This is a genomic window from Halalkalibaculum sp. DA384 (genome assembly GCF_043951955.1).
In the GTDB taxonomy this organism is placed as follows: Bacteria; Bacteroidota; Rhodothermia; order Balneolales; family Balneolaceae; genus JAMQKA01.
On the sequence record NZ_JBINJE010000010.1, the window covers coordinates 1 to 25,497 of the forward strand.

The window sequence follows — 25,497 nt, forward strand, 5'->3', positions numbered from 1 at the left end:
TCAGGCGTTTTAATGGCCTTTTTTTGTTTCTTTTCCGCGCACAACGAAGGAATAAAAAGGAACGGAAAGGAACAAAAAGGAACAGCCATTTCCTCCCTTTTCCCCCTTAAGGGGTACAATTTTGGGTACAATTGGGAATACTCCTGAAATAAATAAAAGAGGAAAGATCCGAAATCTTTCGCCTTATACTGCAGTTTGCTGTAATTCACCTGGAAATTGTTTTTGTATAGCTAAACAGCCTGTCTAATTCCAACAGCTATTAGTATGCAAATATGTAGTGGAGTTCTCTTCAGAACCTGATGCTTAGTTGGGAGGTGGTTGTGTACCACCGACCAGCTCATAAAGGGGGAGTACAACTCCCTCAGAACGAGCATATTGGGGTTTTGCAAAGGCCTCTACAATAATGGCCACGCCCCATCCCTCCACCACTTGACCAATTTTGTCGTTTCAACAATATTAGGATTAATTTTTTCTAATATTTGAGAATTTAATCCCGCTCCTTTCCATATTAGTCATGTATCATCTTCAGACGGAAACGACGGCTGTGACTTACATACAGTCCAAAACAACTTAAAAAGATGGAACTAACCCCGGCGCAATACACTTGGCTGACCATCTGCCTGATCATTTTAATTTATGCTCTCTCAATTTGGAGTGTTAATCAACGATTTCGATAAACTTCAATTCTAAATGAGAGCCTATCCCTGGTCGCCTGACGGCTGCCGGGGTTTTTTATGGAGACGTTACAAATACACCGGGAAAAGTGCGCCCATGGTAATCCCAGGATGTACAGCCTGTCACAAAACAACCCGTATTTCTCACGGCAATTTATGAAAAACTCATGCAGCCTGATGGCAGGCAGTACCTTACGCCATATTTTACCGACCTTTTGGGTTGACAGGGTATAAAGCGCTGGGATATGTTCCCTCTCAACTGTTTTAAAGGGAACATCACCGGCTCAACGTACAACGGTACCTCTGCGCGGCCATTTCCCTTTTGCCTTGCTGCAAAACAAATTTCTTGGTGAAAAATCCAGGAACAACGGTTTTGTAAAAGCTCTCTCTTTTTCATACCTGCACTTACAAACCTGTGCTCCTCTCCCCTACAGAAGGTTTGAAAAATCCAGGTTACATTTCTCCCAAAATCATCTGCAAATACTATGGTGCTCGAATTCAATTTAATTCGTTCCAAATAACAGAACCATGTCTCAGATCTATACGGGGTATTTTATCAAAGAAAAGGGAGAAATTTGCGACTCCTGTGGCTTTACCAACACCCGAATCGAAGGCAACGCAATTATCAACACGAACGGGCAGTTTACCGGCTACAAGATTCACAATGGCAACATCATAACAAGCAGCGGGGAGAATACCGGGTACAGTATTATCCGGAATACTATTTTTGGACCATTTAAATGCCTGCCGTGGTTGTAGTCTGCCTGCAGGCAGCACACTTTATTGCCGCTGCTACGTTAATCCTGCTTTTCAAGGAGTATCATTGAGATGGGGTAATGATCGCTGTATCCGCTGTGGGGATTAAAGCTACTGCCTGAAGGGCGCCCGAACCGGATGGGATCTCTATAATCGCCATCGCTCACCATCTCTTTAAACAGATCTATTTTTGCCAGGTTGCCATCCGGGTAGGTGCCCGGCCGAATTGGCGCAGAACCCAGGAACAATCCCTTGGAGAGCATAAACTGGTCTATCACCAGTGGAAAGTTGTCGTAGTAGAACGTCCCCTGTCCCGTTCCATCTATCGGCCACATCAGGTTAAAAAGGCGGGGACTCCGCGCATTGATTACCTTTTGTACAGAGTTGGTAGCCAGGGCATATTCCGTTATCGAACGGTTGAAACACTGGTCGTTGAAGTCACCCATAATTATTACAGGTGTATCGCTTCCCCGGATTTCATATATCCGCTCCATCCAGTAGCTGAGCGTTTCAGCGGCCATCATCCGGAAGGGTTCTGACGGGTATTTTCCTCCACTTCTGGAGGGCCAGTGATTTCCTATAAAGATGATTTCATTTCCACTCCTGGTTCTCATATTTACCTGGAAGATATCGCGGGTGGCACTTCGTTTGAGGACAACATAGTTGAATTGTTCTTCCTTTGTGAACAGATCTGCATCGTATATAAAAGCGATATCGATCCCCCTGTTATCGGCAGTGTTGTGGTGCGCCACCTTATAATTCCGATTCAGGGGAGCCAGTTTTCCCAGCAGCTGATTGAGTACATTCTCATTTTCGACCTCGCACAATCCCAGGAGATCGGGTCCCTCTCCATCATTGAGCTGAATGATGATGCGTGCAAGTTGAGAAAGCTTCTGTTCCAGCACCTGCTGATTCCATCCCTGCAGTTCATGGTTCAACCTGTCATTCAGATAGGCCGGTCGTGAGGGCGTATCCTGTACGTCGAACAGGTTTTCTACATTCCACCAGCTAACATGGTATCTGTTCATCCGACTCTCCTCATATTTAAAATGCGGATTCTTGGCAGGCAGCTTTAGAAAAGCTCTATATAAAAACAAGAACCCAAAGTAACACTTTGCAACATTAATTTTTTTTAATACTTTAAAGTTAAGAAATTTTAATGCTTGAAAAGCAGAGCGCGTTGCCAAACACAAGCAGATAACAACTGGTGGTAGATATGGAACAAACGAATACAGATTCCCGGAAACGAATTCTCATTGTTGAAGACGACATGCTTCTTTCGCTGGTGGAAGAACGACTCATCGAAAAGCTAGGTCACAAGGTAGTGGGCAAAACCGTCAGCGGTGAAGAAGCGATTGAGAAGTTCATCGAGCTTGAGCCCGATCTTATATTGATGGATATCATTTTAAAAGGTGAGATGGATGGGATTGAAGCGATGAAAAAAATCAGGAGGATTTCTGACGTCCCCGTTATCTACTTATCCGGCAACTCCGACCGTTATAACTATGAGCGCGCCAAGCAAACCGGCTTTACGGATTACCTGGTTAAGCCTATTTCCAGCGCCGATTTGGCAGGCCCCCTCGAGAAGGCCTTTATCCAAAACGGCGAATCGGTAACCGGGGATCGAAGTATCAAGAATCTAAGTTCCCATGACCAACATATCATAAATAAATCAGCCTAGCTGCATTTATTTGCCTATGTTAAGGTTTACCACAATCCTTCCGGTTTGATCGCCGCGAAGGATTTTTTTTATCTCATCCCCTACCTCCTGCAGTGAAATCTCGCGTGCCACGCTGTCGAGCTGAGAAATCTTCCAGCGGGTGCTCAGGTAGCGCCATATTCTTTTGCGCAGTGGCATCAGGCATCGCCCCGAGTCGATTCCCATCAGGCTCACGCCCCGTAGAATGAAGGGATAGATATTGGTATTCAGTTCAGCTCCCAGAATATTGCCGCAACAGGTGACTGTGCCGTTTTGTTTGGCCTGTCGTATCGCCGTATCCAGCATGATTCCCCCAACCGTATCCACAACCCCGGCCCAGCGGGCACTGAGCAGTGACTTGTCGGATTCGGCCTGCACTTCCTTCCTGGAGATTATATTTTCGGCTCCCAGTTTCTTCAGGAATTGTTGTTGATCCTGTTTACCCGTGGCAGCGGTCACAGTATAGCCCGCATGGGCCAGGATTGCTACCGCCAGGCTCCCCACGCCCCCGGTGGCTCCCGTCACCAATACAGGTCCATTTTCGGGGAAAGTGCCGTTGTGCTGTAGCTTGTATATCCCCAGAGCCGCTGTAAATCCAGCTGTTCCCAGTATCATGCTCTCCCTCAGTGAAAGGTGAGCGGGCAGCGGCACAATCCAGTCGGCGGGTACCCGGATATACTGGCCAAACCCGCCCGGGGTATCTTCTCCCAAGCCAAAACTTGTGACGATTACCTTCTCCCCCTCCCTGAAGCGCCGGTCATCGCTGTGCTCGATAACACCCGCCGCGTCGATTCCGGGCGTATGCGGGTAGGAACGGGTCACTCCCTGATGACCCGTCGCAGAAAGGGCATCTTTGTAGTTGACCGACGAATAATGAACGCGAACAAGCAGATCGTGCCTGGGAAGATCCGCAACGCGCCTCGTCTTTATTTCACCTACATATTCTCCTTTGTCATTCAACCGGACCACATACGCCTGAAAAGTACGACTACCCATATTGTCCTGATAAATTTATTAATCCTTCTTTTTCGAGGCCTTTGTCAAACATTCTGTTTTGCTGGGAGGTGGTTGTACCACCGACCTTATTGGGTGTCAAGCGGGAGCACAACTCCCTCACGACGACAAATCGAAAAATTGCCAAGGCCTTCTAAAAACACTGTTCACGGTATATAAAACAGGTTATCAAACCGTGCTGTTTTTTCCAATCTCCTTTTTATCTCAGCTGGGACTCCATAAAATCCGGGTGGTTTTCCGGAACAAAATAATTTTATCTAGAAAAGAAAGCGTCAGATGTTATATTAGTTGACCTGTTTTGACAGGCCAGTACAGTTAACAGCCAGCGCAGCTGACATAATTTGAGTCGGTGGGATCACATCACTTCTATGCCAGAGGAAGAACATACAGATAACCTGGAGGAACGCGTAACCCGGCTGGAAAAGAAGGTCCGGTTTCTGGAGCAGGCTCTGCACCAGGCAGAGATCAGGGATAAAGATCAGCGACAAGTACATACCCCGCAAGAGCCTGACCTCGAATTTGAGGAAACGGAACCACCTGGTAAACGGTATCGCCGGGACGAGGGAAGCATCCCCGTCGGTGAAAACTGGCTGAACTGGCTTGGCATCGGTCTGCTGCTGCTGGGCGTGGGATTCCTGTTTAAGTATTCGGTTGACCAGGGCTGGCTGATTCCACCGGTCCGCAGCGCGTTTGGTCTGGCCGTGGGGGGCAGCCTGTTGGGAGCCGGATTTGTCTCCGGAAAAAACACTGTTCCACGACAAATTTTGCTGGGGGGCGGAGTCGCCACTTTTTATATCACCGGATTTGCCACCTTTCAGCTATATTCCTTTGTCTCCACCAGTGCTGTGTGGATATTTATGGTAGGCGTTACCCTGCTTGCGCTTTACCTGGCCATCCAGCACGACGAAATCATTCTATCGGTTCTGGGTACTCTCGGGGGACTGGCAACTCCCTTTATGCTCTATTCGGGGGAAGGTTCACTGGTCATGCTCATCCTTTATTTTGCGCTTATCCTGGCAGGCTCCGGCACAATATACCTGGCGAAGGGGTGGAAATCGCTGCTCTGGGCTGCTGTCACCGGGGGCTGGCTGGTCTTGATGGTCGGGTGGGCGAACAATATTTACAGTGTTGCTGATCCATTAACGGGCGACCGCTGGACGCTTCAGCTCGGGGCGCTTTACGCCGCCCTCATATTCTGGATTATACCCGTTATTCGCGAGGTGCTTGCCTTCCGAAATCCGGCCCGATGGCCCGATGCTCACAGGGTCAGGTCCAATACAGGTGAATCTTCAGACTTCATCGCAAATACCAGTGTCCAGGCACTTTCCGTAGCCACCCCGACACTCCTGCTCTTTTATTCCTTCGGGCTCTGGACGTTAAGCGATGAAATCCGGGGAATCATCGCTCTTATCAGTGCTCTTCTTGTCGGATATAGTTATTTACCCTTGAGAAAAGAGGGGCTCAACAGGCTTTCGCTCGTCCACGGATTCACCGCACTGATCCTTGTCACCATAGCACTGGTTCTGCTGCTTGATGGAGAGGTTCTGCTCATCTCACTGGCACTGGAGGCGCTCTGCCTGCGTATTATTGCCTCCAAAACTGCGGATACCGTCATATCCCTGTCTTCTCACTTCCTGTTCGGCCTGGTCGTGGTTTGGGTGGCCGACCGGCTGATGATAACCCCTGGTTCCGATCTCCCGATCCTGAATCTTGATGCTTTAACAGAGCTGTTTATTATAGGTATAGCCGGGATAATGGTTCCCCCGTATCTTACCGACAAACATAAAAACCTGGTCTCGGTATACCGCCTTGCCGCTCATCTTGCCCTGCTGGGCTGGTTTATGAAGGAGCTCTCGATTCTGCAGAACGGGCAGGCGTTCGTGAGTGTGGCATGGGGTATCTATGCCCTGCTTATTCTATTCCTGGGGTTCCGGCAGGAGAGCAACCGCATTCGGTTTGCTGGAATGGCCACCATCTTTTTAGTAGTCGGCAAGCTGTTTTTAGTCGACCTGTCTCAAATAAGTACGCTGCTGCGGATTTTACTCTTTATCGGGTTTGGCGTCGTATTTCTGGTGGTCAGCTACCTGCTGCATAAACGGTGGGGGGGAACGAAATAAATAAGACCTGCCAGGTTTTCAACGCCTGGCAGGTCAGTACCGATCGTTATTGGCGGCATCAGGTTTAATCCCTCATGCTCTCGATTATCTTTTCATGAACCGGGGGTTTGCCCCATACCGGATTCGATTCAAAGAAGGCCCACGGTGTGAGTTTGAACGACATGGAAGCGTGATTCATGATCGGCCAGTCTTCAGGGCGAACGATGTGCGACTTGCCCATGACGTACCACACGACAATGTCCTCATCCCTGATATTCCGGTTGTTCTTCGTCCACTCCGGCAGTCCCGCAAACTGCTGGTCGCTGGGCGGGTACATACCGGCAGGGTACATTTCGTCCCGTTCATAGGGCGTTACCCAGAGATGGTGCCACAGGACTTTCGCCCGGTTCGAAAGTGAAGACCCTTCCCGCGCCAGGGGAACCGTCCCTTTCTTGGGGACCAACACGTAGCCCGGGTGATGCCCATACTTTCCCCCCTCTTTGTCATCATTCATAATTCGCCACCGGCGGCTGCTGGGAGCATGGGAGTCTCGCATCGCGTCGTGCTCATTTTCAAAGACGTCGGTCTGGGCCACCACCGCATTGCGATACGGATTTTTCGGGCCCGGCGGCACGGCGATATTGTTTTTCTCTTCCACCGTGTTGTTGATACCATCCACGTCCAGATCGAGGCGCCACACGTGCCAGTGCTGGTGGTTGTTGGCTTCCACATTGGGATGAACCGTCACCCCGTACGGGGCGCCGTTGTAGTGCTCGTCTTCCGGGTATGAGCGATCATCTTGTCGGTCCACGCTGTGGATATGCACAATACCCTGCAGTTCATTGTTTACCTGAATCGTCCCGTCCTCCTTGAAAATCCATTCAAAACCGTAATCATAGTTTCCCGCTTTGATGTAGTATTTAATAGAGAGATCGGTGGCGCGTCTGCCCACTTTCCCGTGGCGCCACAGGGCTCCCCCGTATCCTTCAAAAATCGCTACGGCACTGTCAATTTTTACGGGATTAGCCTTGTCGTCATGTACCCAGGCATCGATGTAGGTGGCATTTTCGGGGGCGTCGGCGCCGGCGTTCAGCGGGCGGTTTTTCTCCTGGAAAAAGCGGAATTCCCCCTGGTCAAAGTAGTTGTTCGAGGCTTCATCGAGCTCCGGCGAACCGTAATTTACGATCATTTCGGCGATGGAACCCCGGTACATGATTTTGCGCCAATTTTTCTGGAATGGATCAAAATACTGGACATCGTAGATCACGAGTCCCTCGCGGTTGTGTATGCCGTACCGGAACTTCCAATAGGGGGAGATCACCTGGTGGCCGCGGATTTTGTAGTTCATCCCGTATGGCTGATCGATAATCACCGGCTTCATCGGCTCCAGCGTGGACTCGAGGCTGTCGGGATCAAAATATTTGAGATCCGACTTTTCGCTGAATCCTTCGCCCTCGTCAACTATTTTAAGCACCTTTCGATCGGTTAAATCGATGTGGGCATACAATCCCCTGATCCCCACGCGCGAGTCCTTGAACGAGGCGGAGACGATCTCTTCACGATTTCCTTTCCCGTTGATGCTCAAATCCGCCGCATAATTGCCACTGAATTCCACAGAATCGATCGGTACTCCGCGCCTTTTCAGCGCCTCCTGCATCTCGGGATCGGCCCTGGCAATTTCTGTAGCAATTGAATCCATCTCAAACGTACCGACCGGTTGTTTGCCGGGAATATGTTTGTAGGAGACAAGCTGCTCGGTGTTCAAGTCAATTATCGCCTCGTATAGCTTGTTGTTGGGATAGTCGTAGACCGAGGCAAATGCCTGCCGGGTAAACTCCTCTCCCTCTTTATACTGAAGGACTTCCTCTTTATGCGGTTCATGAAGGAATATCATCCCAAAAGCCACTTCGTGATTTTCAATCCGCTTGCTTTCCACCTTGCCTTCCTCCTCCAGCACAGATCGCACCGTCTGAAGTTCCCGGGCATTAAGGGGATCAAGGGGATGCTTGTAGCGCTCCACGCTTTCCTGTGCCGCACTCAGGTACACGCACACGAAAATGAATACTGTTGTAATAATTGATCTGCTTACAATGGAATTATTCATGATAAAATTTATTAGTTGATTAATGGATTGCTGGAATGTTGGTTAGGCTTATTCTGAATCCCACCAGATGCGGGTTGACATTTCGTCCGGACCCTGCCGGTCTATGGCGGCGTTGTAGTTCTCTCTGTTCAGATCACTTTCGCTATTCGGGTATCCTCGGCGGCGTGGGATATCGCGTCCCCGAAAAGCATCAGGGGCGGGTTGCAGGTCGGGATATCCCAGCCGCCTCCATTCGGCCCACGTTTCGAGTGGCTGTGTATAGAGGGCAAACCAGAGCTGGTTGCCGATTTTTTGCCTGTACGAGGCGGGATCGTAGGCCACGATGTTTTGTTGCAGGTAGGCATCGATATCGAACGTGTCGGGCACACTCCACTCCTCCATGCTGGCACGGATACCCTGCTCATAAAATGTGGCGGCATCACCGCTGATCCAGTCGCGCTCGGCGGCCTCCGCCTGCAGCAGCAGCACTTCGGAATAGTTCATGATTCTGCCGGGAGAGTTGTATACCACGTCGGTGTGGAACGAAACTTCTGCGTTGTCATAAGCCGAGGCCACGCCTGACTCCACCCCATAGGGGATGCCCGTGTACTCGCCACCATCCACAGAAGGAGCGGCAAAAACATACAGCCGGGGATCGTCATACGCTTTCAACCTGTCAATAGCCGTATTCGTTACCGCCAGGTTGAAACTGCCCCCTTCCACATACGCTTCATGGTACCACGGGTTAAAGTTGGGCGAAGAGGTCAGGTAAGGGAAATACACGTTCACTTCTATGGAACTTATGACTCCTCCCTGCACCGCTTCGCTGACAACCTGTTCTGCTTTGGCCGGTGCTACCTCCGACAGTCGCATCCCCAGCCGCAGTTTCAGGGAGTGGGCAAATGTCTTCCAGTTGGACATATTCCCCTCGAAAATAAGGTCGCCCTCCGGGGCTCGTTCACTCTCTTCAATCCTGGAAATGGCACTGTTTAATTTGCCAATCATATGGTCGTAGATCTCTTCCTGACGATCGTAGGACGGGGCGAAATTTTCACTGGCTTTCAGTGCATCGGTATACGGCACATCGCCCCAGATGTCGGTGACATTGTGGAAACCCCACACCTGTAAAATCTCTGCAACTGCAATTTGATTACTGTTGCTCCCGTACTGGCTGGCTTTTCCCATCCGTTCCGGATCGCTGTTTATATTGATAATCTCCTGCAGGTCGGCCAACCCTTCATTATAGAAGGAACTCCAGTCCGCTTCGACGGTCTGGTAGCGGGTGGTTTCCGTGTACAGGGTATTTGACCAGTATTGTACATACTGCATCGCCCAGTTGGTATGCCCTGTATTGGAGTCCATGCCAAGCACCTCCTGTACCAATTCTCGCTGGGCGTTGGCCAGCAGGTACGGGGTGGGGACTTCGGTGGGATTGTTGGGATCGGTGTTGATCTCTTCGAAATGGTCGTAACAACCATACAATGCGATGGAAGCTGCTAAAACAAACAGAACAGAGGTTAACTTCTTCATAATATTGATATTCCTGGATTATCGATTGACGATTAAAAGGAGGTTTTGATATTGAAGCCTATGGACCGGGGCGTGGGAAGCTGGGCCGACTCATACCCCTGAATATTGCCGGATCCCATGGCCGTTTCGGGATCTACGTGGGGTATGTTTTTGTGCAAAATCAACAGGTTTCGGCCGACGAGTCCCACAGAAAGATCCCGCATCGGGAGGTTTTCCAGCAACCGCTGGGGCAGCGTGTAGTTGATCGTCACCTCCCGCAGCTTGATAAAGCTGGCGTCATAGATATGCTGGCCTTCAAACATGTTTTTGAAATAGTCGATCGCTTCGACATACACATCGTTGGCCTGCCCATTTTGTTTGACTCCCTCCAGCTTGATCCCTCCCCCTTCGCTGACCGGGTCTCGAATGGGATTACCCTTGTCGTTAAAACCCACAGTTTCCTCCAGCAAGCCCGCGTATATACCGGTGGCACTGGTTACGGAAAAGATATCACCGCCCACCTGGTAGTCCACCAGCGCGCTTAGCCTCAAACCTTTGACCTTAAAGGTATTTCGGACGCCACCGGTAAAATCAGCCAGCACATTGCCCAGCACTTTATTGGGCTCGCGGACATATAAGCCGTTCTCGTCAATCAGCTTCTCTCCATTTTCATTGGTGGCGACCCCGTCTCCGATGAGCGTACCGTAGGGCTCTCCCACCCGTGCGTTCAGGGAGACGCCATTCCCCGAACTGGCATCAACCAGCTGATAATTTTCCTGTCCCTGGGCCAGCTCTACCACCTCATTTTGATTGCGCGCCCAGTTTAGTTTCAAATTCCAGTTTAACCCATTGGGATTGGTGATGATGAACCCGTTCAGTGAGACCTCTATACCCTGGTTTTTTATTTCTCCCGCATTTATGATCGCCGCGGAGTACCCGCTGGTGGTGGAGACAGCCAGATCCACAATTTGGTTCCTCGATCTTGTCTGGTATACCGTAGCATCCAGTTCCACGCTGCCACTAAAAAATTCAAGGCTTGTCCCGATTTCTGTTGATGTGGTGATCTCCGGCTTTAGTTCGGAATTGTTGAGGATGTCTGGGACATTAAATGTGGGGGTGCTCCCGTACCCGGTTTGGGGTTCATAATACCCGCTTAACCGGTATGGATCGGTGGCATTTCCAACTTGTGCCCACCCAACACGCAATTTCCCGTAACTCAAAAACTTGTTCATCGGAAGCAACTCCGTAAAAACAATGCTGGATGAAAGGGCCGGGTAGAGATATGAGTTGTTGTCAACCGGCAATGTGGAAGACCAGTCATTTCTCAGGGAAGCATCCAAAAACAGTGTCTCCTTGTAGCCGATGTTCGTACTTCCAAACACCCCGTATACCAGGACCTCCTCCTCATAATCATCAAGAAATGGTCGATCAACCGAGGCTTCGATATTGTAGAAGTTGGGGACAGTAAGTCCGCCAATGGTCTCCATCTGCTCGTGGTGCAATGACTCGTTCCTGATATTTCCTCCCAGGGTGGCGCCGAGCGTAACATCCCCGTAGTCATTATTGTATTCTGTCAATACCTGCAGGTTATCCTCTCTTTTGGAGATAATATCCTGGCTGTACATGCTCGGATTGACGTGCCCAACGGCCACCCTGCGCTCTCTCCGGTCATCATAAAAATCGGTGCGAGCCCAGCCGGTTATGCTCAGATTTTCCCGTATATCATACGACAGGGACAGAAAACCGTAGACCCGTTCCCTGCTGTCGTTGTTTGTATTTTCATAGACCTCGAAATAGGGACTTACCCAGTAAAAGGGATCGAGATTGGTGGGACTTGACAGGTTCCAGTGCTTAAATGAGGCGTCGTCCGCCTGGTAGTCCCGCAGTTGATCCATTTCAAGCTGGCGCTGGAACCAGGTATTAAAAGAGGACATCACGCCCATTCGCCCGGTTCCGCTGTAGTCGCCCACCGAGGCGCGGCCCTCTGCCCTGTTACTTATGTAATTGATCTTCGAGGATACGTGCAACCTGTCGGTCAGATCCAGCCTTCCGCTGAGCGCCACGTTGTGCCTGTTGATACCGCTGTTGGGCAGGGTCCCCCGCTGATTTAGATTGGTATATGAGGCCCGGTAGGTTGCGTTTTCCCCACCCCCGTAAAAGGAGATGCTGTTGGAAAGTTTTGCGGCATCCTGGAAAAAATTCCGGATGTTATCAGGGTTGGCACTGAAGGGTTCCAGCTGCCCGAAGCTTTCATTATCCGGGTACCAGCTGTGCCAGGGACGGACCATCTGGCCATCCAGTTCTGGACCCCAGCTTTCATCCGAGGAGTAGTCCACCATACGGTGACCATCGAACTCCGCATAACTTGACGGGTGCAGCGTCGGATCATACTCGAAAACGTCAAATTCGCGCACGTATCCACCGCCGTAGCTGTTTTGATAGTTGGGAAACAGGTACGGCCGGTCAACCATGATACTGGAGCTGAAATCGATACCGATTCCTTCGCGTGCCTCTCCGCTTTTTGTGGTGATTAAAATGGCACCGTTTGCGGCCCTTGAACCGTACAGGGCGGCGGCATTGGGACCTTTTAAGACTGAGATAGACTCGATATCGCTGGGATTGATATCCTGGGCGGCGTTGCCGTAATCCGGGGCTCCTCCTTCACCCGACTGGGTTAACGCACTGTTAAAGTTCGAGTTGTCTATCGGCACTCCATCGACAATAAACAGCGGCTGATTACTGCCCGATATGGAGTTGATCCCCCTCAGCAAAATACGGGAGGATCCCCCCATGGTTCCGGGCGAACCCACCATTTGCGCCCCGGAAACCGATCCCTGCAGGCTGTTGACAAAGTTGGTTTCACGGGCATCCGCCAAATTTTCGGCCTCAATTTCCTGTACCGAGTAGCCAAGCGACTTTTCTTCCCGCTCTACTCCCAGGGCAGTCACTACCACGCCGGATAAGGCCTGGGCACTGGGGCGAAGCGATACCTCAATAAAATTGCTCGAACCAACGGTAATTTCCTGTTTCTCATATCCGATAAAAGAGAATACAAGCACCCTGTTTTCGCTGTCAACAGACAATGAAAACATTCCCTCGGCATCACTAGTGGTGCCTCCGGTTCCATCTTTAATCGTAATATTAACACCGGGAAGTGCCTCTTCTGAATCTGCGGAAAGGACTTGTCCTTCAATCGTGCGACCCTGGGCCAAAAGCAGGTCAGAAGTCACAGTCGTGAAAATTAGCGCAGCAATGGCGTAGAAAACAGCTCCAATTAATCTTGAAAGGATTTTAACAGGGGATGAGGGGAGAAACGTATTTATTTTCATGACAAAAAATGTTAGCTTTTATTAGAAAAGCAGAAAAGGCACACGTTCTCTTCTGAGAAGAAGAGTTGTACAATACCATGTATAGTGACCTGATCTGTTTATTACGGCCGGAAGTGCTACCACACTTTCGGCCTTTCTTTTTTGATTATTACGCTGTTAGCGTTAAGAGTTTGTTGCCTTTTTTAAGCACGGAACCGTGCCTTTTTCAATACGGTTGAAATATACTGGTTTATTTTTCAAATAATCAAAATTATTTAGTCAATTAAATTTATATGACTTAATTATTTAATTTAAATATCTTTTTAGGGAAAATTATTTACGCCAACCGAGCTCGTAGTTATGCTTTTATTTTCTTCACCGGCACTCTTTACACAACAACTGGTTGCCCGGCTGGAAATGGTGGTTGTTATAGACTATTATTACCTGATGAAAAGCGGTCATAAAATTTAATGGTCGCCGGTGGATAATATGACAGGGTACAATCTTTTGGAAAGTGCCGGAGCCCGCCGGTCACTTACCCGATTCTCATGCTTCAGGAATGTCGGGATATGAAATCCAACCAGTAACAGCTAACAATACCGATCAACTTATGACTCAATTTCGCTGGATCGCGCTCTTGATATGCCTTTGTTCTTTTCAAATCGCACAGGGTCAGGAGACCAATTATGATGAATCCAACGTCCCGGATTATACCCTGCCGGACCTCTTTACAACCTCTGAAGGAACGCTTGCAGAAACCACAAACGAGTGGGAGTTTAATCGGCGTGTGGAAATTATTGAGCTTTTTGAAGAGCACGTTTACGGGCAGGCTCCAGACCATTTCGACTCTATCGAATTTAGCACCGTCAGTTCCAATCCTGAAGCGCTCAATGGGTCAGCCACCGCTCGGCAGGTGCAGATAACAGTCGGCCGCAAGGGGAAAAGCATCTGTATTGGACTAAACCTGCTCATTCCCAACGACGTACAGTCCCCAGTCCCCGTAACAGTACTCATCAATCACCGGGGTCCCGAAAACATGGATATAGCCCGGCAGGTAAAAAAAGATTTTTGGCCAGCTGAATACATCGTTAAACAGGGATACGCCGCAGCCGTTTTTGATGTTGAGGACCTTTCCGATGACAATCCCGAAACCTACGATGAGGACCTGTTGAAGACCTTGTATCCCGAACAGCTGGAGAAAAAGAGTGGCATGCGAACCATTTCAGCCTGGGCATGGGGAGCCATGCGGGTGATGGATTACATCGTCCGGGCTCCAGAGCTTGACCAGGAACGGTCGGTGCTGGTTGGGCACTCCAGGGGAGGAAAAACCGCGTTGTGGGCCGGCGCACAGGATTTCAGATGGGCTGTCACGGTCTCCAATGAATCCGGTGCCGGCGGAGCGGCCCTTTCCCGGCGCAGGTTCGGGGAAACGGTACAGCGCATCAACAGCGGTTTCCCCTACTGGTTTACTCCCAACTTTAATACTTACAACGATAATGAGTCTGCCTTGCCGGTAGACCAACATATGCTCATCGCCCTGATCGCTCCCCGGGCGGTGTACGTTGCCAGTGCCCAGGAAGACCAGTGGGCTGATCCACGCGGGGAATACCTGTCCCTGTTCCACGGATCCCGGGTCTATCAGCAAATTTATGGCATCCCGATCTTTTTACCGCCTGAGCTGCCCGATGAGAATACACCCGTTCACACCTCTCACGCAGGCTACCACATTCGAAAAGGCGAACACGATTTGACCCTGTATGACTGGCAGCAGTTCCTCCATTTTTCGAACCATTACTTTGGACTGGAATAGCCTCAATAACTCTTGGCATTCATCTGATAAAGGCAGCTGCAGTGAGGACAGGCACGAACCGATTTCCTGGTGAAATTGAAGTACGGGAGGCTACATTACGTCGCAAACGAACTGCCGCAGCCGCAGGTTTCCTCGGCGTTGGGGTTATCGAAGGTAAAGCCGCGCGCATCGAGTCCGTCTGGATAGTCGATGGAAATGCCTTCCAGGTACATCAGGTGTTTCTTGTCCACAATAATTTCGATACCGTTGCTTTCAAATACCTGGTCGTCGTCCGATTTGTAATCAAACCCCAGCTTGTAGCTTAACCCGGAGCAGCCTCCCCCCTCGACGGCCATTCGCAGGTAGAGATCCTCATCCAGCCCTTCATCTTTCTTAATCCTGTTGACCTGACGGGCCGCCCGTTCGGTAAGTGAAACCTTGGGCCCTTTGGTGGTGGTTTTGGAAGTATCAATACCTGAAAATGCCGATTCCTCGGTTTGCTCATCAGATACATCATCATCCACTAAATCCGCAATTACGGAATCTAAATCATCGTCTTGTGCTGCTGGCATAACTCTAAGTTGGAAAATTCAGGATTCACACTTTTGGGAAAACGTAAAGTAATCAATATTGTCTTTTGTAAACAAGTTGAGCACCCCGGCACTGACTAAATTCACCAAAATACCGGAGGCTTTCCCTGACTGCACATCAATCAGGTGAGAAAACTTCTCAACCGTAATTTCTCCATATTCATTCAGATAGCGAAATAATTTCTGCTCATTGGGACCGTACTGAAAGGTAACGCCTTCGTCGGAATGCCTGTTTTTCATGACGGCCACAAGCTCGCGGCTGGCCACTTTATTCTGGTCACCCTTCCTGACATAGACCGTTTTCCTCTTCTTGTGCTGCACAAAAATCGGTTTATTTTTGGCTTCGGGCACTTTAATCACAAGCAGGTCCCGTTCTCCGAAGTGTACAACTTCAATGCTTATTTCCACGGGCGGCAGACATATTTCGCGGGTGGCCCGGTTAAGCAGGAACTCCTCTTCGTGGTAGCCCTCCACGCCCACAATCGATTTGTCGTCGTCTACGCCAATGAGCAGGGTTCCCCCTTTTGTATTGGCGAACGCAGCAATTTCTCGGGCGATCTTTTCGGCCGAAGGTATTGTACGCTTGAATTCCAGAAACTTGCCTTCGCCTGTTTGTGCAAGATTTTTAACGTCAAGATAGGACATTTCCGATTGGGTAGCCGCGCTGGATTTCTCAAAGTACATAGCCACTCAATTAATACGATTAGCCTGTTACCTTCACTAAATTAACAAAGTTTTTGACAAAACCATGAGCCAAACATTTGCTTCCACGCTCACCCGATTCAACGGCTCGCCACCGGGAATAGTACACCCAGAGGCAGGATATTTATATAACGATCTCCTCTTTGGGATCCCGCGTCATCAGATCGTACAGGATATCTTCGGGATTTTCACCTTCAAAAAGAACCCGGAATACGGCATCGGTGATCGGCATTTCAATATTCAGCTTGCGGCTCCAGTCGTGTACAGAACGGGTCGTTCGCACGCCCTCCGCAATCATTTCCATGCTGTCAACAATCTCATCCAGCTTTTTGCCCTGCCCGATCTGGTACCCCACAAAACGGTTCCGGCTGTGTTCGCTGGTACAGGTTACAATCAGGTCTCCCACTCCTGTCAGGCCAGAAAACGTGTCCTGCGACGCTCCCAGCGTCATCCCCAGCCGTTTTATCTCGTGGAGCCCACGGGTGATCAATGCCGCCTTGGCATTATCTCCGAGTTTTGCCCCGTCAATGACGCCCGCTGCAATTGCCATAATATTTTTTACCGACCCGCCGACCTCCACCCCGATGATATCATAGTTCAGGTAAACACGAAACATCGGGGTCATAAAGGTTTCCTGAATGATCCCGGCCGTTCGTTTCGAATAGGAGGTGGAGACGACCGTAGTGGGCCGAAACTTGCTGACCTCCTCGGCGTGACTGGGACCTGAAATCACCCCGATATGGTCCTGGATGATGACCCCCTCCAGCACCTGGTCCAGCACCTGTGACATCGTCATAAACGTATCGTTCTCAATGCCCTTGGCCACGCTGACGATAATCTCATCGCCGGAAAGATGACTTTTCACCCTTTTCGCCACCTCCCGCATGGCGTGTGAGGGGGTTGCGAAGACAATCATATCGCGTTTATGCAGGCACTCTTCAAGGTTTGTGTAGCATACCACGGAATCAGGAAGGGTCACATCCGGTATGTAGGTGGGATTCCGGTGATTCTGATTTATTGCATAGGCAATTTTCGATTCGCGTGCCCACAGTTGCACATCATTCCCCGCACGTGCCAGAACCACCGACAGGGCAGTTCCAAAACTGCCGGCCCCGATTACAGAGACTTTCTTCACGATGTGGCCTGCCCTTTTTCATCCTTGTTCAACCATCCGACCGCGGGCTTGAAGGAGCTGATCCGGTTTTCTTCTCCCTTCAGGAGACGCCGGATATTACCGCGGTGCTTTATTATGATTCCCAAACCGATCAGGGCCCCGAATATTAAAATACTGCCATCCAGGGGCCATCCGAACAAGTACCGGAGTATAACCAGCATGATGGGATAGATAAATGCGGCTACAAGAGAAGCCAGTGATACGTAGTGGCTGACCAACATGACAACCAGGAATACACCCGCCGTTATGCCGACGGAGATCGGCTCAATACCGCTGAGCATCCCGGCCGCTGTGGCCATCCCCTTTCCGCCGTCAAAGCTGGAATAAAGGGGGAACATATGCCCGACAACAGCCACCACTCCACATAGAATTTGTAGAAATGGGTCTACACTCCAGTTGGGGATCACGGAAATGGGACCAGACCCAATAAAATAGGCAAGCTGACTGATCCAAAACGAACTGGCAAATCCTTTCATAAAATCGATTAACAGCACAACCACCCCCGGCTTCCATCCCAACAGGCGAAATGTATTGGTAGCCCCGGCGTTACCGCTGCCAAAATTCCGAATATCGACTCCTTTCACCAGCCGGCCCATCCATATAGATGAAGGGATCGAACCCACCAGGTAACTCAATATGACTACTACCGCAAGTGCTAACATACGTTATTTATTTTTTAAGGTATCTGTTGAACTTACGACTTCCCGACAACCTGCTTTATCAATTTCAACATCCGGCAGCCGGATCCGCCAACATATATACTCTGCCTGATCATGCTCCAACTGAGCCGGCCCGTGAGCTAACTATCGGCGTTTCTCCTTCAGTAACGGATTTCCCCCCGATCCTATTCTAATCCTCTGCCCGACAGATAACAGAAAAGACCCTCACTTTTTTACACATGGCGCTCCGCATGGTAGGATGAGCGGACAAGCGGCCCACTTTCCACGTGTTCGAGTCCCATTTTTTCACCAATCCGCTTATACTCCTTGAACTGGTCGGGATGTACCCATTCTTCCACGGGATGGTGCATCTTCGTAGGCTGCATATACTGGCCGATGGTTAGCACATCCACCCCGTAGTCAACGCAATCCTGCATCAGCTCGTGTACTTCTTCAGGTCGTTCTCCCAGACCCACCATAATACCGGTTTTGGATCGCAGGCCTGCCTCTTTTACGCGCTGCAGGAGTTCCAGAGACCGCTTGTATTTGGCCTGGGGACGAACCTCGCGGTACAATCTCGGCACGGTCTCCAGGTTGTGGCTCAATACATCGGGCGGGGTATCGATCACAATCTGCAGGGCGTCCCAGACACCGCGGAAATCGGGAATGAGCGACTCGATGGTTACGCCCGGAATTTCTTCGCGCAGCATGCGGTGGCACTCGGCAAAAATGGGAGCGCCGCCGTCGTCGCGCTCATCGCGGTTTACAGATGTAATGACGACATGCTTCAGATCCATCTTTTTGGCTGCATCGGTCACGCGGCGAGGTTCATCCCAGTCGAGCCCCTGCACCGGGCGGCCGGTTTTGACGGCGCAAAAGGAGCAGGAACGGGTGCAAACATCGCCCAAAATCATAAATGTGGCCGTTCCGTTGCCCCAGCATTCACCAATATTGGGACAGCGAGCCTCTGCACAGACCGTATTCAGTGAATTCTTCTGGATCGTGTCAGCCACCTGCTTAAACTTCTCTCCGGAGGGCAGCTTCACGCGCAGCCAGTCCGGGCGTCGCTGGGTACTCTCTTCGCGGTCTATGACATTTAGCTCTTTAATCATGGAATTCATTCTTGGTTAGATACAGCCTTTTTTTCGGATGCTGTAAGATATGAAAATTGTCCTTCGAGTTCAGGCAATGTGCCATCTTTAACAATCACGGCATCGAATACGTTTTCGAAATGGGTGACAAGCTTTTTTTTGACTTCAGCGGGATCTGGCACCTGTTCCAACAGTTTTTCGAGACTGGTCACCTCCTTGTCGGTGATACCACATGGCACAATATGTTGGAAATAACTGAGATCGGTATGCACATTGAACGCAAAACCGTGCATCGTCACCCAGCGCGAGCACTTGATGCCCATGGCACAGATCTTTTTATCCCCCACCCACACGCCGGTCAGTCCCTCGATGCGCCCGGCCTCAATGCCATAGTCCGCGCAGGTGCGGATAACGACCTCCTCCAGGTAGCGCAGGTACTTGTGGATATCGGTGAAGTAGCGATCCAGGTCAAGGATCGGGTAACCGACGATCTGGCCCGGCCCGTGGTAGGTAATGTCCCCGCCGCGGTCGATCTCCACGTATTCCGCATCGATGTCGGAGAGCTCGGCCATCCCTTTAAGGAGGTGGGTGGAATCCCCGCTCTTGCCGAGGGTATAGACATGGGGATGTTCCACGAACAGCAGCACATCGTTGGGCTCATCCCCCGGCTTGTAGAGTTTCTGCTTGCGGCGCTTCAGCTTCTCATCCACCAGTCGCTGCTGAATAGCGGCCTGCAGATCCCAAACGGGCTGGTAGGGAGCGGTGCCGATATCGTGTAGTTGGATGGTTGGCATGGTAGTTTATTTTCTCGCAGAGACGCGGAGGCGCAAAGATCAAAGTTTACAGATTATTTACGACACGCTTAATGCCGTTTTTTATAAGCTTTTCATTGAAATTTATTAACAGACCAAGTTTGAGGTTTGTCAACTTCAAATACGTCAATACCTGCTTGTAGTGAAGATCAGCTAAATCTTTTACAGATTTTAGTTCTACAAGCACTTTGTTCTCGACAATCAAATCGGCACGAAAACCCAGCTCCATATTAATATCATCCCAGACTACCGGGATCGGTTGTTGGCGCTGCACTGCCATATTTTGCTTTCGTAATTCATAGAACAAGATTTCCTCGTACACCGATTCAAGGAGTCCCGGTCCCAACTCTGTGTGAATATGAAAACAAGTATCCACAATAATGCCTGAAAGATAATTCTCCGGTTTGGAGCTAATCTCAGACATTGGAATGGCAACTTGATTAAAATAAACTAACCAAAATTTCTCTGCGCCTTAGCGACTCTGCGTGAAACTTTACTTCCTGCTCGGTTGCGTACCTAAGTGCACACCAACTTTATACGCCTCGGCTACAGCCTCCATTACGGACTCGGAAAGCGTGGGGTGCGGGTGCACGCCGTGGATGATTTCGTGGCCTGTGGTCTCAAGATCGCGGGCCACGACAGCTTCAGCAATCAGCTCCGTCACGTTGGCGCCGATCATATGGCAGCCCAGCCATTCGCCGTACTTCTCATCAAAGACCACTTTTACGAAGCCTTCCTCGTGTCCATAGGCCGTGGCTTTACCGCTGGCGGAGAACGGAAACTTACCAACCAGGACATCGTAGCCTTCTTCTTTGGCCTGCTCTTCGGTGTATCCAACAGAAGCAATCTGCGGCTCACAGTATGTACAACCCGGAATGTTGTTGTAATTCATGGGATGTACCTCCTCACCGGCCAGGTTTTCCACGCAGAGAATGCCTTCATGCGTAGCTTTGTGAGCAAGCCACGGTGGGCCGGCCACATCGCCGATCGCGTAGATATTTTCAACCGAGGTTTGATAGGTCTCCTTGTCCACTCCGATGGCGCCTTTTTCATACTTCACACCGATTTCGTCCAGTCCGATGCCTTCAACGTTTCCAGTTACGCCTACAGCAGAAAGCACCACATCGGCTTCCACTTTCTCTTCCTTGTCACCCGACTTAATAGTCACTTCCACGCCATCGCCTTTCTCTTCAACGGCTTCCACGGTGCTGCCGGTGCGGATATCCATGCCTTTTTTCTTGTAGATCTTGCCCAGCTCCTTGCCAATATCCTTGTCTTCAACGGGCACCAGCGAATCCTCCAGCTCCACGATAGTCACTTCGGTGCCGAGGGTATGGTAGAAGTATGCAAACTCAACGCCGATGGCCCCGGCGCCTATAATCACCAGCTTTTCGGGTTGCTCTTCCAGCTTCATCGCCTTTTCGGAGTCGATCACCAGCTCGCCGTCGATCGGTATGTTGGGCAGCTCGCGCGGGCGGGCTCCGGTGGCGATAATAAATTTGTCGGCTTTGATCTGTTCCCTGGTCTCATCGTCTTCGTCAACGACCTTGATCTGATCTTGTGATTCAAAGACGCCCTTACCCTCGAATACCTCAATTTTGTTGGCCTTCATCAAAAACTGAACGCCCTTGCTCATTTTGTTAGCCACGTTGCGGCTCCGGTCAATGATGCCGCCAAAATCTGCAGAATAGTCTTTGACCTCTACGCCATAATTACCGGCGTGCTCAATATTTTCATACACCTCGGCCGAGCGCAGCAGGGCTTTTGTGGGAATGCAGCCAATATTCAAACAGACACCGCCGAGATGCCGCTTCTCCACGATTGCCGTGTTAAATCCCAGTTGCGATGCACGAATGGCAGCTACATAACCGCCGGGACCAGATCCTATTACGCAGATATCAAATTCTTTAGCCATAATACTCTTTTATCAGGGTTTAATGGTTGTATTAAAAATCTTATCAAACAGAACGATTCAGCTGATTGAACGACAGCATCAAAAACGGATAGGAATATAGTGTTTTTCGTGGAGAGATATAAGCGTGGTCGTGGCTGATGGGTCTTGGAGCTTGAGTGGTGAGTGGTGGGTTGTGGGTGACAGTGCGGGAATCCGCTGGAAGTTGTAACTTGAGTATTTCCGTCAATACAGCTCCTTGCTCATGAACAGCATGCGGGGATCGCCGTTGTCAAAACCGAACCGCTCATACAGGTCGATGGCGGGATTATCTTCCCGGACCTCCAGCGTAATCCTGCAGCACTTCAGTTTCCTGGCTTTATGCTGAACGGCTCTCAGCAGTTTCTTCCCGATTCCGAGTCCCCTCCACTCTGGTACCACGGCAAGATCGTGGATATTGATTAATTTTTGTCCCTCAAATGTGGAGAAACCGACAAAACAGTTTGCAATGCCCACCGCAGATCCATCCCTGAAGGCCAGGAGTGTAAATGCATTGGGCATTTCTGCCAATTCATGGATCAGGTTGATTCGGGTGGCATTGGGCAGCGGTTCTTCCATTCCCATCACATCGCGGGCATACATGTCGGTCAACCGCAATACTTCCGCAGCTTGCCCTTCATCACGGTAATCAGCCTCCCGTATTTCAATATCCAGCATGATAGATCCCCTCTTACTGTTGCCGTTTCTTGCCGATGATCACTATCCTGTACCTGAAACGTTATAGTTTTTTTCACGAAATTCGAAATCTTAACTATTTCCGTCCCTCTTCGACCGTGTGATTGTTTATTGCATCAACTTACGGGAATGCTGTTCCGCGTTTAAAAAGTAACTCAGCTTCTTTTTTTGAACAAGCGTTCAGTTTTACCACTCATGGAAAAGAATTCTGAACCATCAGCAGCGGTCGGTTTGGATGCAAATGAAATTATTTTTCCGTAAAAATTGATGTATCACAAAATAACGGAACAATCCGTAACACTCTGAGTAACAATCGAATAGAACATACCATACAAATAAGTTACAGAAATGATGCAGTTACCACGACAATCTTTCCCGTATCTTTCTATTGTTGTCATACTATTATTTATGCTTTCATGCAGTGATAGTGCCACGGGACCCAATGGGTCGGACGACAATGGTCCGGATGACCAACAACCGGATCCGGCACCCTATTCCCATACCCGAAATCCAGGCACTTCGGCGAACGATTTTTTGGCGGACTCCAACTATACTGAGCTGGAAATTGAGATCGACTACATGGAGGGCTATGAACCCAACAGTGAAGCTTTGTCCAGCCTCGAAACATTCCTGGAGGAACGCCTGAATAAAACCAGCGTTACCATTTTGGAACCCACTCAAATTCCGGGCGGAAACCAAGAGCAATACTCGGCGGAAGAGATCCGCGATCTGGAGGAGGAGCACCGCGACAACACCACGGAAGGGGAAACCCTTTCTGCATATATGATCATAGTTGACGGTAAATACGACCAGGACAACGTACTAGGAATCGCCTACTATAATACCTCATCTGGCTTTTTTGGAGCCGCCTATGATGAGGTGAGTGGTGGAGTTGGTCAGCCGTCCCGTTACCAAACAGAGGCCACCTCGTTCCGCCACGAGTTCGGCCATCTTTTCGGTCTGGTTAACGTAGACGGATCGGGCACAGAGATGCAGCAAGACCACCAAGATGAAGAAAACGGTCACCACTGTGACAACGACAGCTGCCTGATGTACTACGCCATGGAGAGTACCGACCTGTTTGGCAGCGTATTCGGAGGAAGCATCCCGTCGCTGGACCAGAACTGTATTGATGACCTGCAAGCCAACGGCGGGAGGTAGAGGTGGTTTCAGGTCATGGGTCGTGGGTTATGGGCAGAACCAAATTTACAACTCACGACACATGACCCATGACTAACCTCGCTTGAATTTGAACAGGTTTTCGGCACCAACTTTGTCCTCGGCCTGATTGAGGGCGTAGCCGCTGTCGAACAGTACGATGGGATTCCCTTCCATATCTTTCGTGACGTGCGTGGAGTAGCTCGTTTTCAGTTTATCAATCACGTTCTCATCTTCCGGCAGCCATCGCGCCGCGTGGTAGCTGACGCTGCTCATATTCAGCTCCACATCGTATTCGGTGAGCATGCGGTGCTTGACCACATCGAACTGGAGGGCACCAACGGTTCCAAGCAAGAGCTCATTCCCGACCCCGCCCGGCACTTCAAATACGTGAACAACCCCCTCCTCGGCAAGCTGCTTCAGGCCCTCGCGCAGCTGCTTCCGCTTAAACGGATCTTTGGTCGCCACCTTCATGAAATGTTCGGGCGTAAACAGGGGAATGACGTTAAATTTTACAGGAGTATCGCTGTAGATCGTCGTGCCAATACGGAACGAACCGGGATTAAAAAGCGACACCACATCGCCGGGATATGCCTCCTCCAGGATATGGCGCTCATCGCCCATCAGGGTATGGGGTGTCGACATTCGCACTTTTTTCTCCAGTCCCGCCTGCTTTACATCGAGATCGCGCTCAAACTTCCCGGAAGTAATCCGCACGAAGGCCGCGCAGTCGCGGTGATTCGGGTTCATGTTGGCCTGTAGCTTAAACACAAACCCGGAAAAATCGTCGCCGATAAGTCGTTCCGTGCCATCCTCATTTTCATACGGCTGCGGGGGATTCGCAAGATCCGAGAAATAATCGAGGAATACATCCACCCCGAAATTATTCAGGGCTGACCCGAAAAACATCGGCGTGCACTTCCCGTTCAGGTAAGCCTCGCGATCCATCGACTCAAAAATATCCTCCACCAGCAGGGCCTCCTCGTAAAACTCCTCCTTCATGTATTCAGAGATACTGGCCTGCTCCAGCCCTTCTTCCAGTCCGTACACCTCGGTTTCCGCTTTCTGCGCCCCGTGCTTTTCTTTGCGATAAAGATAGAGCTTTTTGCCAATCAGGTCGTAGATGCCCTCAAAATCCTTCCCGTAGCCCAGCGGCCAGGAAGCGGGAATCGGCTCAATGCCGAGCTGGTTTTCCACGTTGCTCATGATCTCCAGCGGCTTCAATCCCGGGCGATCGCACTTGTTGACAAACGTGATAATCGGGATCTCCCGCATCTTACAGACCTCAAACAGCTTTTCAGTCTGCTCCTCTACGCCCTTCGCCACGTCGATCACCATCAGCGCAGTATCAGCGGCTACGAGCGTGCGCAGGGTATCCTCGGAAAAGTCCTTGTGGCCCGGCGTATCCAGCAGGTTGTACTTGATATCGTCTTTCTCAAAACGGAGGACAGAGGATGTTACCGAAATTCCCCGCTCTTTCTCAATCGCCATCCAGTCGGAGGCGGCATAGCGGCTGGCTTTGCGCTGGCGGATGGAGCCGGCCTCGTGGATCGCGCCCCCGTAGAGCAGCAGCTTTTCGGTGAGCGTAGTCTTCCCGGCATCAGGGTGAGAGATGATCGCGAAGGTACGCCGCCGCCGGGCCTCCTTCTCGATCTTGTTTTTTTCTTTCGTCGCTGTATCGGTATTGGCCATAGTCTAGTTGGAGCTGGGAAATTCTTGTTTTCAGAAAGCCTTAAAGATAAGGGTTTTGGAGGGGA

Annotated in this window: 20 protein-coding genes; 5 read left to right on the forward strand and 15 right to left on the reverse strand. The window is 50.3% G+C overall.

Features of this window, described 5'->3' with window-relative positions:
* Nucleotides 1-1,202: 1,202 nt before the first annotated feature.
* A complete protein-coding gene (locus tag ACG2E4_RS07470; protein WP_395257452.1) occupies nt 1,203-1,433 on the forward strand; it encodes a hypothetical protein in 231 nt (76 codons plus the stop codon).
* A 38-nt stretch (nt 1,434-1,471) separates the two neighbouring features.
* On the opposite strand, the gene ACG2E4_RS07475 is transcribed toward ACG2E4_RS07470, so the two are convergent.
* Nucleotides 1,472-2,458: an endonuclease/exonuclease/phosphatase family protein gene (locus ACG2E4_RS07475; protein ID WP_395257454.1), complete on the reverse strand. Its 987-nt coding sequence runs from the start codon at nt 2,456-2,458 to the stop codon at nt 1,472-1,474.
* Between the two features lie 188 nt (nt 2,459-2,646).
* Between ACG2E4_RS07475 and ACG2E4_RS07480 the strand changes: the two genes are divergently transcribed.
* The gene (locus ACG2E4_RS07480) at nt 2,647-3,111 is read left to right on the forward strand and encodes a response regulator (protein ID WP_395257456.1); all 465 of its coding nucleotides are present in this window, start codon (nt 2,647-2,649) and stop codon (nt 3,109-3,111) included.
* A 6-nt stretch (nt 3,112-3,117) separates the two neighbouring features.
* On the opposite strand, the gene ACG2E4_RS07485 is transcribed toward ACG2E4_RS07480, so the two are convergent.
* Nucleotides 3,118-4,125: a YhdH/YhfP family quinone oxidoreductase gene (locus ACG2E4_RS07485; protein WP_395276166.1), complete on the reverse strand. Its 1,008-nt coding sequence runs from the start codon at nt 4,123-4,125 to the stop codon at nt 3,118-3,120.
* A 386-nt stretch (nt 4,126-4,511) separates the two neighbouring features.
* Between ACG2E4_RS07485 and ACG2E4_RS07490 the strand changes: the two genes are divergently transcribed.
* The gene (locus ACG2E4_RS07490; RefSeq protein ID WP_395276167.1) at nt 4,512-6,260 is read left to right on the forward strand and encodes a DUF2339 domain-containing protein; all 1,749 of its coding nucleotides are present in this window, start codon (nt 4,512-4,514) and stop codon (nt 6,258-6,260) included.
* A gap of 64 nt (nt 6,261-6,324) precedes the next feature.
* On the opposite strand, the gene ACG2E4_RS07495 is transcribed toward ACG2E4_RS07490, so the two are convergent.
* From ACG2E4_RS07495 to ACG2E4_RS07505, 3 genes are read right to left on the reverse strand one after another with little or no spacing between them, the layout of a single operon-like run.
* Complete coding sequence (locus ACG2E4_RS07495) at nt 6,325-8,343, reverse strand: hypothetical protein (protein ID WP_395276168.1); 2,019 nt, start codon at nt 8,341-8,343, stop codon at nt 6,325-6,327.
* Between the two features lie 48 nt (nt 8,344-8,391).
* Entirely contained in the window at nt 8,392-9,852 is a 1,461-nt protein-coding gene (locus ACG2E4_RS07500; protein ID WP_395276169.1) for a SusD/RagB family nutrient-binding outer membrane lipoprotein, read from the reverse strand.
* Between the two features lie 32 nt (nt 9,853-9,884).
* Nucleotides 9,885-13,061 (reverse strand): SusC/RagA family TonB-linked outer membrane protein, encoded by a 3,177-nt coding sequence (locus ACG2E4_RS07505; RefSeq protein ID WP_395276170.1) that lies wholly within the window; start codon nt 13,059-13,061, stop codon nt 9,885-9,887.
* A gap of 688 nt (nt 13,062-13,749) precedes the next feature.
* Here ACG2E4_RS07505 and ACG2E4_RS07510 point away from each other — a divergent pair.
* On the forward strand, nt 13,750-14,949 hold the full coding sequence (locus ACG2E4_RS07510) for an alpha/beta hydrolase family protein (RefSeq protein ID WP_395276171.1): 1,200 nt from the start codon (nt 13,750-13,752) through the stop codon (nt 14,947-14,949).
* Nucleotides 14,950-15,044: 95 nt separating this feature from the next.
* Here the strand turns inward: ACG2E4_RS07510 and ACG2E4_RS07515 are convergent, their stop codons facing one another.
* The 9 genes from ACG2E4_RS07515 to ACG2E4_RS07555 all read right to left on the reverse strand — a co-directional run bounded on the left by ACG2E4_RS07515 (nt 15,045) and on the right by ACG2E4_RS07555 (nt 22,564).
* Nucleotides 15,045-15,500, reverse strand: a complete 456-nt coding sequence (locus tag ACG2E4_RS07515) for a HesB/IscA family protein (RefSeq protein ID WP_395257470.1) — start codon at nt 15,498-15,500, stop codon at nt 15,045-15,047.
* Between the two features lie 18 nt (nt 15,501-15,518).
* Nucleotides 15,519-16,202, reverse strand: a complete 684-nt coding sequence (locus ACG2E4_RS07520; RefSeq protein ID WP_395257472.1) for a helix-turn-helix domain-containing protein — start codon at nt 16,200-16,202, stop codon at nt 15,519-15,521.
* Between the two features lie 142 nt (nt 16,203-16,344).
* The gene (locus tag ACG2E4_RS07525; RefSeq protein WP_395257474.1) at nt 16,345-17,355 is read right to left on the reverse strand and encodes an NAD(P)H-dependent glycerol-3-phosphate dehydrogenase; all 1,011 of its coding nucleotides are present in this window, start codon (nt 17,353-17,355) and stop codon (nt 16,345-16,347) included.
* Nucleotides 17,352-18,056, reverse strand: coding sequence for a glycerol-3-phosphate 1-O-acyltransferase PlsY (gene plsY / locus ACG2E4_RS07530; protein WP_395257476.1), 705 nt, complete (start codon nt 18,054-18,056; stop codon nt 17,352-17,354). The genes ACG2E4_RS07525 and plsY overlap by 4 nt, the downstream gene beginning before the upstream one ends.
* A 230-nt stretch (nt 18,057-18,286) precedes the next feature.
* Entirely contained in the window at nt 18,287-19,165 is an 879-nt protein-coding gene (gene lipA, locus ACG2E4_RS07535) for a lipoyl synthase (protein ID WP_395276172.1), read from the reverse strand.
* 5 nt (nt 19,166-19,170) lie between these two features.
* Nucleotides 19,171-19,938, reverse strand: a complete 768-nt coding sequence (lipB, locus tag ACG2E4_RS07540; RefSeq protein ID WP_395276173.1) for a lipoyl(octanoyl) transferase LipB — start codon at nt 19,936-19,938, stop codon at nt 19,171-19,173.
* Between the two features lie 46 nt (nt 19,939-19,984).
* Nucleotides 19,985-20,380: a GxxExxY protein gene (locus ACG2E4_RS07545; protein WP_395257482.1), complete on the reverse strand. Its 396-nt coding sequence runs from the start codon at nt 20,378-20,380 to the stop codon at nt 19,985-19,987.
* Nucleotides 20,381-20,449: 69 nt separating this feature from the next.
* A complete protein-coding gene (gene lpdA / locus ACG2E4_RS07550; RefSeq protein WP_395276174.1) occupies nt 20,450-21,871 on the reverse strand; it encodes a dihydrolipoyl dehydrogenase in 1,422 nt (473 codons plus the stop codon).
* Between the two features lie 222 nt (nt 21,872-22,093).
* Entirely contained in the window at nt 22,094-22,564 is a 471-nt protein-coding gene (locus ACG2E4_RS07555) for a GNAT family N-acetyltransferase (RefSeq protein WP_395276175.1), read from the reverse strand.
* 426 nt (nt 22,565-22,990) lie between these two features.
* Here ACG2E4_RS07555 and ACG2E4_RS07560 point away from each other — a divergent pair, with 426 nt between their 5' ends.
* Nucleotides 22,991-23,743 carry a hypothetical protein gene (locus ACG2E4_RS07560; protein WP_395276176.1) on the forward strand — a complete coding sequence of 251 codons (753 nt, stop codon included), beginning with the start codon at nt 22,991-22,993 and terminating at the stop codon, nt 23,741-23,743.
* A 72-nt stretch (nt 23,744-23,815) separates the two neighbouring features.
* Here ACG2E4_RS07560 and ACG2E4_RS07565 read toward each other — a convergent pair whose 3' ends face one another.
* Nucleotides 23,816-25,432: a peptide chain release factor 3 gene (locus ACG2E4_RS07565; protein ID WP_395276177.1), complete on the reverse strand. Its 1,617-nt coding sequence runs from the start codon at nt 25,430-25,432 to the stop codon at nt 23,816-23,818.
* Nucleotides 25,433-25,497 lie beyond the last annotated feature (65 nt).